The following is a 14,331-nucleotide window of genomic DNA, read 5'->3' on the forward strand; positions in this document are numbered from 1 at the left end:
TTAAAATGCTTTTTCATTGGCTGCTGGAATACTCTCAGGGAGAGAAATTTCAGCATTTTTGGGCTGATACGTAATTTTTCCGTCCAGCACATCATTGGCTTTTTGTAGGTCTAATAAATTTTCCCATCGTGCGATAATAAAAGCGGCTACCGCATAACCAATAATATTAACTGTGGTTCGGTAATTACCCATAAAGCGATCAGGAGCAAGCATCAGAGCAACGGCAGCTACCGGAATGGATCCGGTTGCTGCTGCGATAGCAGAAAGAGCAACAAAAGCTGATCCTGGAATGCCAGCCATTCCTTTAGACGTAAGAAGAAGAACACCAAGCATTAAAAGCTGATCAGTGAGGCTCAAGTCCACGCCCGTCGCTTGTGCTAAAAAGACGAGAGCAAGAGACAGGTAGATAGAAGCACCGTCTAGGTTAAACGAATAGCCCGTAGGCACAACAAGGCCAACGACTGCTTTGTTGCATCCTGCTTGTTCAAATTTATCCATGAGCTGCGGCATAACGGCTTCAGTAGAACCCGTAGCAAATGCCAGCATAATTTCTTCTCGTATATATAGAATAACTTTCCACAAGCTTAATTTTAAATAGGTTCGTAAAATAACAGCTAAAACAAGAACAAATGCTAGACAAGCAATTGTCATAGCGATAAATAGCTTTCCAAATGCAGCAAGTGTTCCAAGACCGTACTGACTAACCGCAAATGCCATGGCGCTAAACGTGGCAAGAGCCGTTAACTTCATGATGTATCCCATAATTTTAAATAACACATCATTTACTTTTTCTAATACGTGTAGAAGGGTCTCCGCTGTTTTTCCACCTATATGGACAAGAGCGATTCCGAACAAACACGAAATTAAAAGCACTTGAAGCATGGAGTTGTTTGAAAAAGCACCAACTGCACTGTCTGGAATCATATTAAGAAAAAAATCACCTTCGCTCGGAAGTTCGGAGCCGTTTGTCTTCGCGTCCACTTCAGTTGTGCTTAAGCTTGAAGGATCAACATTCATACCGGCGCCGGGGTTCATTACGTTTGCTACTAATAGACCGATAAGTAGAGCGAATGTTGTGACAATTTCGAAGTAAAGAATGGTTTTTCCACCAATACGCCCAACTGTTTTAATGTTTCCAACCTTGGCAATTCCGACAACGACTACCCCAAAGATAAGAGGAGCAATCAGCATTTTGATGAGCTTAATAAAACCGTCTCCAATCGGTTTCACAGCATTTCCAAAGCTTGGCCATAGATATCCTACGGCTACGCCAAGTACAATTGCCATCATAATTTGAAAGAAAAGACCTTTATAAAAAGGTTTTTGCTTACTTTTTGCCGCTGTTTGTGTCATGTGTTCTCCCTTCGTCGTACAATTTTTTTGATGTTACAATAGATGTTATGTTTTTTTACATTTTAACGTAAGGTTATTTGAGGTGTCATTGGTCTCTTTGACTAAAATTCAATAAAAATATTAGTTGAAGTGTATAAGAAGGGAAGAGAGTGGTTTAAAACATTATTATTTTTAATGTAGATCTTTAAAAAAACTAATAAAAAGCACATGCAAAGGCATGTGCTTTTTATTTATTAAATTAGTTTAATTCCGCTAATTAAAATGATGGTCGCCATAATGGCTTGAAGCGGTCTTGAAGGCACTTTCGTTGATAAACGGCTTCCGAGTAACACACCCGGAATAGATCCAGTTAATAGGTTAGCAGTCAACATATAATCAACGCTTCCAAAGCTTGCATTTAAAATACCAGCCACCGTAACGAGAAGAAACGCATGTGCAATATCAGTACCAACCAGCTCAGATGTTTTTAACTTAAATAAGTACAGCATTGCAATGGCAAATAATGAGCCAGAACCAATCGATGTTAGTCCGACAATGAACCCAAAGACTACGCCAATTCCGATTGTTAATCCTTTTTTCTGATTTAAGTCCATTTCCTGAAACCGATTTGGGCGAATTAATTTATCAAAAAAGACGCGAAAGATAATTGAGATGGCAACCAGCGTCATGACGTACCCGAGAGCGTGCTTAATAATCGTTTCTTGATGCTCGTGAAAAGATGGGAATGCATGAAGTGTGACAATAGCCAGCACAGCGCTCGGAATACTTCCGAAAGCTAAATATTTTGCTAATTTAAAGTTAATGGTTCGCTGTTTGTAGTGCTGAGCGACTCCGAATAATTTTGTGATAGAATTGTAGACAAGATCTGTTCCTACGGCAATGGAAGGGCTAATGCCGAGTACAATCAGTAAAGGTGTTAATAAAGCGGCACCTCCAACCCCCGTTAAGCCTACAAGGGTTCCAACGAATAATCCCATTAAGGTAATTGATAGTTCCATATTTTGTCCTCCTACTCTCAAAACCAAGTACATTGATCTGATTATAGAGCATTGTAACCCGTATGTAAATAAAATTCTGAATATTTTTAGTGAAGTTGAAAAGGTTTTCTTAGTCTTCACTATTTTAGGGAACGGACGATAAAGTCATAGGAAGTTATAAAAAAGTAAATAGAATACGTTTATTTATCTATGATTACGCTCTAATTTGTGTTACAAATGTAAATGCAATAAAAGAGTTTATTTTTATCTCATTTGAAAGACCGGTGAATGCATGAGTTTTGTTACGAAAGATTTGTTAATTAATTTTTTATTTATTTTATTGGCGCTGTTTTTAGTGCAGATGTTTTATTTGATCAAGTATGCTAAAAAAGTTCATTGGTGGAAAGATCACTATATCGCGGTATTTCCGATTTTAGCTATTACCTTTTGCCTTTTGTTTCCGGTTAACGGAGCTTATGTCCCGGATGACTATCGAATGGATTTACGAAGAATTCCTTATATTTTAGGAACGTTATATGGAGGCTGGCCGCTAGGAAGCTTGCTTTTTGTCTTTATTTTACTGCTGCGCTTGCTAATTGGCGGGTACGATGTAGGATTTTTATCAACATTAATTGCTCTTCCGATTTTATCCATTCCTTTATTTTTCATAACAAAATACTTTTTACATTTCTCATTAAAAAATAGAATTATCGTGAGCACCTGTCTTAGTGTAATTGGTTCTTTATTAGCTATGCTTGTATCTATTTTCGTCTTACACGTAACAAGCATTCCTATTAGCGTGTGGGTTCAGTTCGCTGTTTTAGATGTGGCAGGCATGTTTGTGATTACCATACTGTGGGAAGCGATACGGGCAAATTTATTAGTGCTGCAGCGCCTGATGAAAGCAGAAAAGCTAGAAATTGTCAGTCATTTAGCCGCCAGCATCTCTCATGAGGTGCGAAATCCTCTAACTGCAAGCAGAGGATTTATGCAAATGCTGCAAGAAGATGAAAAAGAACCTGCTAAAAAACGCTACATTTCGATTGCGATTAATGAACTAGACCGCGCAAAAGAAATCATTGATGATTACTTGCTATTTGCCAATTCCGCTCCAGAACGAAATGAAAAAATGAATATGTCAGAAGAAATTCATCACGTCACCCATATTATGACGCCTCTTGCCAATATGAACGGAGTCGCGATTGATTTTACATTCGATGAAGAAGTGAAGTTCTTCGTAATGGGAGAAAGAAGAAAGCTTCAGCAGTGTCTAATCAACTTATTTAAAAATAGTATTGAAGCCATGCAAAACGGAGGCACGTTAACTATTAAAGTAGGAAAAGAAGGCGGAGTTGTGATCGTTGATATTATGGATACAGGCTGCGGTATGACGCAAGAACAAGTCAACCGGTTAGGCGAACCGTATTTTACAACAAAAGAAAAAGGTACGGGGCTTGGAACGATGGTATCTTTCAGTATTATTCATTATATGAAGGGAAAAGTAAGTGTGTCTAGCGTAAAAGGAAAAGAAACGTGCTTTTCACTTCAATTTCCTCTTTGTGAGTAAAGAGCAGCTTTAGGGCTGCTTTTTTTATATGCAAAAATTTTAAAAATAGATAAAAGTAAACTGATTATTAAAAAAGTATTGAATTTAAGAAATGAAAGCGTTACAATCTATTTAAAGTTATCCGAAACGTTTTGGAGGAATTTTGATTGACAACGATTAAAGATATAGCGCGAGTTGCCGGCGTATCTGTAACAACGGTGTCTCGGGCTTTAAATGGTTATTCAGATGTAAATGAAAAAACAAGGCAAAAGATTGCAGCCGTAGCAAGAGAGCTGGACTATAGCCCCAATACGTTAGCTCGAGGATTGGTTATGCAAAAGTCAAAGACAATTGGACTACTAGTTTCAGGCATCAGCAGAGAGAGCGTAAAAGATAATTTCACGTTTGAAGTATTGTGCGGTGTAAATGAGCGTGCATCTACTTTGGGGTATGACTTGATTTTATTTAATACAAACACGATGATGCAGCGAGAAAAAACATATACTCAGCTTTGTCGAGAGCGAAGAGTGGACGGGGCAATTATTCAGGGCATCAAAAAAGAAGATCCTTATTTAAAAGAAGTAGTAGAAAGCGATATTCCTTGTGTTTTAGTTGATATTCCCGTCCATTCTAGTTCAGTAGGCTATGTCACCACCGATAATGCCTTGGGAGCTAAAAAAGCGGTTGAACATTTAGCGAGTCTTGGCCATCAGCATATTGGGATGATTAACGGACATGAAGACGCATTTGTCAGCCAAGAACGTCTCAACGGATACAGACAAGCCCTCAAAGAATGCGGTTTGTCGTTTCGGTCTGAATGGGTTGTAAGCGGAAAGTTTGAAGAAAAGAAAGCAGAGAAAGCTGCCAGTGAGCTTTTAAATAAGTATGAAGAGCTCACCGCTATTTTTTGTGCAAGTGATTTAATGGCACTGGGAGCATTAAAAGCATGCAAAGAACTTGGCCTTGATGTACCAAAAGACGTTTCGATTGTCGGATATGATAATATTGTTCTTGCTTCTTACTCGTCTCCAAATTTGACGACTGTAGGGCAGGAAGTATATCAGATTGGCTATGAAGCTGCAGATTTACTAATTGAGATGCTAGAAGGAAAAGAAACAAATATGAAGCGTTATCTTGATACACAGCTGATTATTCGAGAATCAACAGCTAAAAACCACGGCTAGTGGTTTTTATATAATGTAAAAACCGAAACGTTTCGGTTTTGTGTTTCGTTTTTCCAAAACGTTTCGGTGAAATTTAGGGGGATGGAAATGGATTACCGTGTGATTAAAGAAAATGACTTATTTTTACTAACAGATCAAGCAGGAAATATCACTGAAAACCATCAGTATGGTTTAGGGCTATATATGAAAGATACGCGTTTTTTGAGCAAATTTCATTTGAAAATTAACGGTACAGATCCTGTGTTATTGTCCTCAAGTGCCGACGAAAACCTGTTAGCCACAATTCTTCTTACTAATCCGCATATGGAAAAAGAAGGAGAACTATCGCTGTGGCGAGAGTCTGTAGAAATAGAAAGAAAGCGCTTTATATATGAGGGTATTTTCTATGAAAAAATAAAATTGAAAAGTTATTTTCCTAAAAAAATTGCTTTTACATTAAGTATCCAAGCAGATGTCGATTTTAACGATATGTTTATCGTAAGAGGTTTTCAAACTGGAAATGTCGGAAAACGAACAGGGCAAATAAAAGGGGAAAGCAGTTTAATATATACATACGAAGGATCAGATGATATCAAGCGTTCGACACGGATTTCTTGGGATAAAAAAGCCTCACACGTGTATGAACAAGGAGAGGTTATGTTTTCTTTCGAACTGAACCATCAGGAAGAAGAAGAAATTACATTAATGGTTCAGCCGCAAATAGGCGAAGACATCAATGAAAATATTTTATCAGCTGGTGAAGCATTTAGTTTACTAACGCAGTCATATAAAAAGTGGGAAAAATCTTCTACAAAAGTGACAACCGATCATCCGACAATGCAGCGCCTTATTACAAGAGGACTTAACGACCTGCGCGTACTGCTAACGGATGTAGGATTCGGTGCTTTTCCTGTAGCTGGATTGCCTTGGTTTGGTGTGCCATTTGGAAGGGATAGTCTAATTGCAGCGCTTCAAATGCTGGCTTTTAATCCGGAAGTAGCAAAAGGAACGCTACGTACTATGGCAGCATATCAAGGAACGGCAAATGATCCATGGCGTGATGAACAGCCGGGTAAAATTATGCATGAAATACGTTACGGAGAACTAGCCAACACAAATCAAATACCTTTTACTCCATATTACGGAACAGTTGACGCGACACCATTATTTTTAATTTTGTTAACGGAATATGTGAAGTGGACGGGAGACTTCGAGTTTGTAAAAGAAATGCAAATGACTGTCGATGGAGCTTTGACATGGATCAATGAATATGGAGATCGAGACGGTGATTTATTTCTTGAATACCATCAAGAATCAAGTAAAGGAATTGCTAACCAAGGATGGAAAGACTCAGGGGATTCTGTTGTCCATCGCAGCGGTGAATATGCAAAAACTCCTATTGCTTTAGTGGAAGTACAAGGCTACGTATATCAAGCGAAAATGGGTATTGCTTCTTTATATGATCAGTTAAACAAAACAAATGAAGCAAATAGTTTACGTGAAGAAGCTGAGCTGCTGCGTAAAAAGTTCAATGAAGCCTTTTGGATGGAAGACGTGTCATTCTATGCCATTGCACTTGATGAACATAAACATCAAGTAGGAACGATTACGTCAAATCCAGGTCATGTACTTTTAGCCGAGATGATGGATGAGGAGAAGCTGAACAAAGTAGCGGAAAGGCTAGTATCAGAATCTATGTTTTCGGGATATGGAATTCGTACAATGGCAGAAGGAGAAGCGGGTTATAATCCAATGAGTTATCATGACGGGAGCATTTGGCCGCACGATAATAGTTTAATTGTTCTCGGTTTGAGTAAAGCGAACAAGCAAACAGAAGTCAATAAAGTGATAAAAGGGCTGGTTGATGCAGCTGAGCATTTTGAATACGACCGTCTTCCAGAGCTATTCTGCGGCTATTCAAGTAACCTTGGCAAGCCTGTCAAATATCCCGTTGCCTGCTCACCTCAAGCTTGGGCAGCCGGCACGCCTTTAGCTTTCGTACAGGCGATGCTGAGACTGTTTCCTGATAGTACAGCAGGTACTATACAGATAAATCCTTTGCTCATAGACGATATGAATGAAATCTCTGTAGAAAACCTTGTGATTGGCAGTGGGAAACTTTCATTAACGGTTAAAAAAGAAGAAAGCGAAACTATTATTTACGTGAAAGAAAATACGACAAAATACGAGCTTCTATCTCAATGTAAGGTAAGAAATTATGTAGGTTAATGTTACTTCGACCGCGGTTTATTAAGCGTCAATTAATAAGCCGCAGGTCAATGAAATGAAAGGAGACAGCTAATGAAGAAGTGGATACTCGCTTTAAGTTTGGTTCTGGCAGTGGCTGGAGCAGCTTTAACTGGATGTTCAAATGTACAAGAAGTTTCCGGGGAAAATGGTCAAGTCGAAATTGTATTAGCCGGCTGGGGAGGCAACCCAACAGAGACGAAGCTGCTTAATCAAACTATTCAAGACTTTGAAAAACTCCATCCATCAATTCATGTGAAGCATGAAGTAATCACTGATCAATACATGGATATTTTAAAAACGCGTTTAATAGGTGGAAATGGTCCAGATGTTTTTTATCTTGATGCACTTGAAGCGCCGGGTCTTATTAATACAGGGGTTTTAGAACCTTTAAATTCTTATGTAAAATCTGATTTTGATGTTCAGGATTTTGAGAAACCATTATTGAAAGCGTTTCAAAAAAATGGAGAGACTTATGGTTTTCCGAAAGATTACTCCACATTAGGCTTATTTTACAACAAAAAGCTATTTAAAGAAGCAGGAGTAGAAGTACCAAAAACATGGGATGAGTTTAAAGAAGTTTCAAAAGTATTTAAAAAGAAAGGGATTCAAGCGTTTGGTGTCACGCCGGAATTAGCGCGTATCTTCTACATGGCGCAGGCAAACGGAGGAGACGTTGTAAAGAACAATAAGGCAAACTTTGCTACGAAAGAAGTCGTGGATTCTCTTCAGCCGCTCATCGATCAGCATTTAAAAGATAAAACGTCTGTACAGCCCTCTGATGTAGGCGCAAACTCAGGTACGGACATGTTTGCACAACAAAAAGTAGCTATGGTGATTGAAGGGAATTGGATGATTCCATTTTTACAGGAGTCCTTCCCAAAACTTGATTACGGTACAGCGGAAGTTCCGACAATAAACGGTCACAAAAATACGATGGCATTTACGGTCGCGTATGTAATGAATGCTGACTCAAAAAAGAAAAAAGCATCTTGGGAGCTCATTCAGTACTTAACCGGGAAAGAAGGAATGGAAACTTGGACAAGCAAGGGTTATGCATTGCCAACAAGAAAATCCGTAGCGGATAAGCTTGGTTTTGCTGAAGACGAAAAACGAGGTCCATTAGTAAAAGGAGCTGCTTATGCAACTGTCTGGCAAGATGGTCCGTATTTGCCTATTATCATGAATAACTTTAATAACCAGTTTTTAAGCGCCTTTTTGGGACAAAGTGATTTAGAAACAGCTTTGAAAAAAGCACAAAAGCAGGCAAATCAAGAGATTAGTATTTATGAATAAGGCTTGGCGGGGGAGTGGAGGAAATGAAAGACGGAAAAATACGAACGTACAAACCTCGTGATGTAGGGCAAGGATATGCTTTTATGACACCTACACTGTTTGTACTATTGCTGTTTGTTATTGCACCTATTTTTTATGCCATCTTTTTGTCTTTACATAAAGTTCAATTGCTGGGAGGAACTGAGTTTCATTTTCGAGGGCTTGAGAACTACATGAAGGTTCTTGAAGATGACAAAGCTAAAATTGCTCTTTGGAATACGGTGAAGTATGTAGTAATTGTTGTACCGGTACAAACCGCATTGGCACTTATACTGGCGGCCACATTAAATGCAGGGCTAAAAGCAGAAAAAGTTTTTCGCATTATTTATTTTTTACCTACACTTACATCATCGGCTGTATTAACGCTTATTTTTATGTGGATGTACAATCAAAATGGAATTGTGAACGAGTTTTTAAAGTTTGTTGGTCTTCCAACTTACAATTGGCTTGGAGATCCTCAGGTCGCTTTGATTGCCATTATGATTATGAACATCTGGGCAACAGCTCCATTTTTTATGGTTATTTATTTGGCAGCTTTGCAAGACGTACCAGATTCGCTTTATGAAGCAGCTCAGTTAGATGGGGCTAATGTGTTTCAACGGTTTTGGCATATTACAGTTCCGAATCTGCGACCGGTTACATCATTCGTAGTGATCATGGGACTGATTGGTACGTTTCAGTTATTTGATCAATCGTTTATTTTCTCAGGAGGTTCAGGAGGTCCTAATAACTCGACTCTGACTGTTGTTCTGCTTATTTATCAATATGCATTTAAAAATTTAGGTACTATGGGGTATGCTGCAGCACTAGCCTTTATGCTGGCGCTCGTGATTTTGGTGGCAACCGTTATTCAGAGAAAGTTTTCAAAAGAAGAAAGTATGTACTAAGGGGGGGGAAGAAAAAGATGAAGAAAAAAACAGGAGTCCTCATTTTATATACGATTTTAAGCATATACGCGCTGATTACTCTGATTCCATTTATTTGGGCGCTGTCCGCTTCTTTTAAAACGCTAGAAGAAATTGTGTCAGGTACGGTGAACTTTATTCCGAAACACTTTACGCTAGACAATTATAAACAAATTTTTGTGGAACAAAAGCTGTTCCCTCGCTGGATGTTTAATAGCTTATTCATTGCCGTAGTAGGAACAGCTCTGAATTTGCTATTTAACTCAATGGCTGGTTATGCCCTTGCACGCCTCAGTTTCCCGGGAAAGAAAAGTTTATTTATTATTATTTTAGCGGTGCTTATGATTCCTGGACAAGTAACGATGATTCCTAATTTTTTAATTTTAAAAGAGTTAGGCTGGTTAAATACCTATCAGGGAATGATTGTACCGGGAATGGTAAATGCGACTTTTATATTTATGATGCGTCAATTTTTTATTAATTTCCCAAAAGAGCTTGAAGAAGCAGCGGAGTTGGATGGGTTATCGAAGTTTGGAACATTCTTCAAAATAGTCCTTCCACTTGCAAAACCTGCCTTAGCAGCACAAACGATTTTTGTATTTATGGGGTTTTGGAATGATTTTATGAAGCCTTTAATTGTGATGTCTGATGAAAATATGTTCACGTTGACTTTAGGCCTTAACACATTTAAAGGTCAGTATATCAGTTATTGGAACTATATTATGGCAGCTTCCATGGTTTTTACACTTCCAATTTTGCTCATTTATGCGTTTTTTAACAAATATTTCATTAAAGGAATTTCGTTTACTGGAGGAAAATAAAAAAGAGGCTGGGATAAAAGTATTTTAGTTGGAATTACAAACGAACGATTAATTAAAAAATCATAATCGTTCGTTTTTTGTTGTTATGGTGAGCGTGAATTTCATATGTTTAGTTGCTTCTAGCTGTTGATTGAAGTTCACTCACATACTGATCAATCATCGTTTGCAGTTCCTCTAGGTTCGTTTTACGGTTGTTAACAGGCAGCTGCTTTAATGAATGAAGGGCACTATCCACAACAAACTTGCGTGGATTCGATTGTTTAAACATCTCTTCTTCAATAAAACTAATAAGCTCTGTGCATTTTTGACGTTCGAATTCATCCGTAAATTGTTTGTGAGCTTGCTTTTTTAAATCGATAAGTGCTGCGGAAATGTCCTGTTCTATTTGATTTTTAGTATTTGGGCAAGATGGAAGCCATTCTTTGATCGTTTGCGGATCGAGCAAAATGTCTCCTGAACTTGCTACTTCGTCTACAAGAGGAAGCAGACGCTTAACGCTGTAAGTTATAATCTCATGGGGATCAGTATTTGTACCGTTGACCATAAAATTATAGTGAAAGTTGCGGTGAAGCATGCCAAGAAACATAATTGCACAATCTAGCAGATAAGGTTTCTTTTCTTGTCCAAATAAATCAATAAACCGTTTGTAGAACCAGTTTACTTCAATGAACTGGGTTTTTTTTATGTATGCTTTTAAATCAGGATCATTAGAAACAAATACTTCTTCAAGTAACGTAAAAAATTTATGTTTGTGATGGTTTTTCATCTGCGCATCGATCTGTTTAATAAATACATCTACATCGGTCAGACTTTTACCAACCAGCAGCTGATTGCGCTCTTGTTCAATGGTCGTATGAAGCCATGTAAAAACAGCGATTAATAATTCATTTTTTGAAGAAAAATAGTTGTAGAATGTTCCTTTTGAAATGCCGCTATAATCAATGATGTCTTGAATAGAAGTAGCTTGAAATCCTTTTTCAACGAAGAGATGGTGTGCATTTTTTACAACTTGCTGTTTTCGATTATTCATTATTATCACCTAAATGTAAAATTAGACTCATGGTCCAACTTTATGATACATGATTTAAAGCGTTTACACAAATGTTCTTTTCAGAAAACTGAACGATATCACGACAATATATTGGTATAAAAGGATTATAGGACTAAAAAAGTTGAGAAAATAAAGAACGTGAACGTAAGATTTTTCACTTGCATAAATTGAACTCACAGTATAATATACTCTATGTAGAACACGTGTCTAAAAAAATGAACCTAAAGTATAAGGAGGTACAATAATGAGTCGATCGATAAATCAAATGGAAAAGCCGCCTTATGGCATAATTGCTATTTTGTTAATTGGCGCTTTTATCTCATTATTGAATGAAACGTTATTAAATGTGGCGCTGCCGTCTATTATGAAAGACTTAGATGTGACAACGTCAACTGTCCAGTGGCTTTCTACTGGTTATATGTTAGTGAATGGTATTATGATTCCAACTACCGCTTTTTTAATTCAGCGCTATTCTGTCAGAGGCTTATTTTTAACGGCGATGACTTTATTTACAGCAGGAACAATACTTGCAGGTGCTTCGCCAGTATTTTCTGTGTTGTTAACCGCTCGTATTATTCAAGCGTCAGGCGCAGCTATTATGATGCCGCTTTTAATGAACGTATTGCTCACAAGTTTTCCATTAGAAAAACGCGGAGCTGCGATGGGGATTTTCGGTTTAGTTATGATTTTTGCTCCGGCAATTGGTCCTACATTATCAGGATGGCTAATTGAACACTATGAGTGGAGAATGCTGTTCCACCTTGTTACGCCAATCGCAGCCATTGTATTAATAGGCGCTTTCTTCCTATTAAAAGACAAAAAAGAAAAAGTGGAAATCAATTTGGATTTTTTATCCCTTTTGCTATCTACAATTGGATTTGGCGGACTTCTATACGGGTTTAGCTCAGCAGGGGATAAAGGCTGGGATTCTGTGGAAGTATACGGTACCATTATCGTAGGAGCTGTGGCTCTGATTTTATTTATTACGCGTCAGTTCAAGCTTAAAACACCGATGCTTGAATTCCGCATTTTTAAATATCCAATGTTTGCTTTATCATCAACGATTTCGATGGTAATTACAATGGCATTATTCTCAGCCATGCTGCTAATGCCAATTTATGTTCAAACGGTACGAGGCATCTCTCCGCTTCATTCAGGATTACTAATGCTTCCAGGTGCGCTGCTAATGGGTGTGATGTCACCGATTACCGGAAAATTATTTGATAAATTCGGAGCGCGTGCATTGGCTGTAACGGGTCTAACGATTACAGCCGTTACGACGTATTTCTTCAGTAACTTAGAGCTTGATACGACCTATACAACGCTCATTACGCTTTACACGCTTCGTATGTTCGGAATGTCTATGGTGATGATGCCGGTTATGACAAACGGATTAAATCAGCTTCCGCAGCGTTTTAATCCGCATGGTACTGCGATGAACAATACGCTTCAACAAGTATCGGGAGCTATTGGTTCGGCTCTTTTAGTAACGGTGATGTCAAACCGTACAGCTACTCATGCAAAAGAGCTCGCTCAAGATGCAATGAGCGGAGCAGGAGCAGGAGCAGCTAATGCAACCGCAGCCGGGGCAGCTCAAATGAAAGAACAGATTGGGATGCAGGCAATGGTACAAGGGATTAACGATGCGTTTGCTGTCTCAGTAGTCCTAGTGGTGGTTGCCTTAATTCTTTCATTCTTCATGAAACGCGCAACGCCGGCAAGTGAAGATGAAGTGATAAAGGAAAAAGCAGCACGCGAGCAGTTTGCTAAATAAAAAAAATCCCCGCTGAGACAGCGGGGATTTTTTTAGCTTGTATATCTAAAGCTTAAGCCCATTTTCTTTAATAATTTCCGGTAACCGATGGACGTTTGATCAGCCATAATATGCGCTTCCATCTGCAGGTCTAAAGGCAAGTCTTCAGGTTTTTGGTTTTCCACCATTTCACGGTCTTCGTCAAAGACGCGAAGGTTAAAGTCATACACACCTTCAACGGGAGAATCTTTGTCAAAGTTTCGAGCGATTGGCGCGAATAAACGTGTTTCGCGGGCTGAAATAGGAGAGACTGCATTCATAATCCACAGCTCTGCGCCTTCTGGGAAGTATACTTTTAGCGTAGCTGTAAACGGGGGATAAACATCAAAGACGCGAAGCCATTTAAAATCAGTTGGATTTAAATGCTGCTGTTCTTTGGAATAATTGCTCACGGTGCTCGTATATTCTACATGAAGCCCATAGTCTGTATCGCTTACTTTATATTTAGGCACAAAGGCGTTGTTTCGATCACCAAATGTGTCTGTGTGAACCCAAGCAAAATGAGCTACGTCTAAAAAGCCTTCCATTTGACGACCGGCTGAACCCATGATATCAAAGCTCGGACAAACAATTTGCTGAAAATCAGGGTCCTCCCACGCATCGAAATAAGGCAGGTTATCTTGTTCTCCTGTCAGGGACGTCCACACTAATCCATATCGTTCAATAACTGGATAGACGGCCATACAGAGACGGGGAGAAATGTTGGCGTCAGGGTGAGCTGGAATTGACGTGCATGCGCCGTCCGTTGCGTAGCGGAAGCCGTGGTAAGGACAGACAATTTCATCATCTTCCACCCAGCCCATGCTAAGCGGGGTGCCTCGGTGAACGCATAAATCACGTGCCGCTACAACTTTGTGTGTGGTGCGGTATAAAACTAGATTTACATCTAGTAATTTTACGGACGTTGGTTTTTCTGTTACATCACTGCAGCGTGCGACGGGGTACCAATACTTAGCAAGCGTCGTCCAATCTTCCAGGCTGAACGTGCAGTCTCTTGGGTAGGGAGTTGCCGTTTTTGATTTTGTCATGGTTGGTTGTTGTTCCATCTATTTTCTTCCCTTCTTTTGTAAGCTCTTTTACTAAGGGTAATATAAAAAAAGAAAATTCACACAATTTATGT

At 38.9% G+C, this 14,331-nt stretch carries 11 protein-coding genes; 7 read left to right on the top strand and 4 right to left on the bottom strand.

Going from position 1 to position 14,331, the window contains the following annotated elements:
- Entirely contained in the window at positions 1-1,353 is a 1,353-nt protein-coding gene (locus tag ACH6EI_RS04870; protein WP_397376889.1) for a cation:dicarboxylate symporter family transporter, read from the bottom strand.
- Positions 1,354-1,586: 233 nt separating this feature from the next.
- Complete coding sequence (locus tag ACH6EI_RS04875) at positions 1,587-2,351, bottom strand: sulfite exporter TauE/SafE family protein (RefSeq protein ID WP_108674292.1); 765 nt, start codon at positions 2,349-2,351, stop codon at positions 1,587-1,589.
- Positions 2,352-2,622: 271 nt separating this feature from the next.
- On the opposite strand from ACH6EI_RS04875, the gene ACH6EI_RS04880 reads away from it, so the two are divergent.
- From ACH6EI_RS04880 to ACH6EI_RS04905, 6 genes are all read left to right on the top strand, one after another.
- Positions 2,623-3,897: an ATP-binding protein gene (locus ACH6EI_RS04880; protein ID WP_028415039.1), complete on the top strand. Its 1,275-nt coding sequence runs from the start codon at positions 2,623-2,625 to the stop codon at positions 3,895-3,897.
- A gap of 146 nt (positions 3,898-4,043) precedes the next feature.
- The gene (locus ACH6EI_RS04885) at positions 4,044-5,060 is read left to right on the top strand and encodes a LacI family DNA-binding transcriptional regulator (RefSeq protein ID WP_028415038.1); all 1,017 of its coding nucleotides are present in this window, start codon (positions 4,044-4,046) and stop codon (positions 5,058-5,060) included.
- Positions 5,061-5,147: 87 nt separating this feature from the next.
- On the top strand, positions 5,148-7,268 hold the full coding sequence (locus tag ACH6EI_RS04890) for an amylo-alpha-1,6-glucosidase (RefSeq protein ID WP_028415037.1): 2,121 nt from the start codon (positions 5,148-5,150) through the stop codon (positions 7,266-7,268).
- A gap of 72 nt (positions 7,269-7,340) precedes the next feature.
- Positions 7,341-8,582, top strand: a complete 1,242-nt coding sequence (locus ACH6EI_RS04895; protein ID WP_028415036.1) for an ABC transporter substrate-binding protein — start codon at positions 7,341-7,343, stop codon at positions 8,580-8,582.
- Between the two features lie 23 nt (positions 8,583-8,605).
- Positions 8,606-9,508 carry a carbohydrate ABC transporter permease gene (locus ACH6EI_RS04900; protein WP_098113586.1) on the top strand — a complete coding sequence of 301 codons (903 nt, stop codon included), beginning with the start codon at positions 8,606-8,608 and terminating at the stop codon, positions 9,506-9,508.
- A gap of 17 nt (positions 9,509-9,525) precedes the next feature.
- Complete coding sequence (locus ACH6EI_RS04905) at positions 9,526-10,347, top strand: carbohydrate ABC transporter permease (RefSeq protein ID WP_014458643.1); 822 nt, start codon at positions 9,526-9,528, stop codon at positions 10,345-10,347.
- A gap of 109 nt (positions 10,348-10,456) precedes the next feature.
- Here ACH6EI_RS04905 and ACH6EI_RS04910 read toward each other — a convergent pair whose 3' ends face one another.
- The gene (locus ACH6EI_RS04910) at positions 10,457-11,377 is read right to left on the bottom strand and encodes a TetR/AcrR family transcriptional regulator (RefSeq protein WP_028415034.1); all 921 of its coding nucleotides are present in this window, start codon (positions 11,375-11,377) and stop codon (positions 10,457-10,459) included.
- Positions 11,378-11,642: 265 nt separating this feature from the next.
- Between ACH6EI_RS04910 and ACH6EI_RS04915 the strand changes: the two genes are divergently transcribed.
- Entirely contained in the window at positions 11,643-13,172 is a 1,530-nt protein-coding gene (locus ACH6EI_RS04915; protein ID WP_108674291.1) for a DHA2 family efflux MFS transporter permease subunit, read from the top strand.
- Between the two features lie 32 nt (positions 13,173-13,204).
- Here the strand turns inward: ACH6EI_RS04915 and ACH6EI_RS04920 are convergent, their stop codons facing one another.
- Positions 13,205-14,257, bottom strand: a complete 1,053-nt coding sequence (locus ACH6EI_RS04920) for an aromatic ring-hydroxylating dioxygenase subunit alpha (protein WP_108674290.1) — start codon at positions 14,255-14,257, stop codon at positions 13,205-13,207.
- Positions 14,258-14,331 lie beyond the last annotated feature (74 nt).

Source organism: Priestia sp. JSM ZJ58 (assembly GCF_044383985.1).
GTDB classification, from domain to species: Bacteria; Bacillota; Bacilli; order Bacillales; family Bacillaceae_H; genus Priestia; species Priestia zanthoxyli.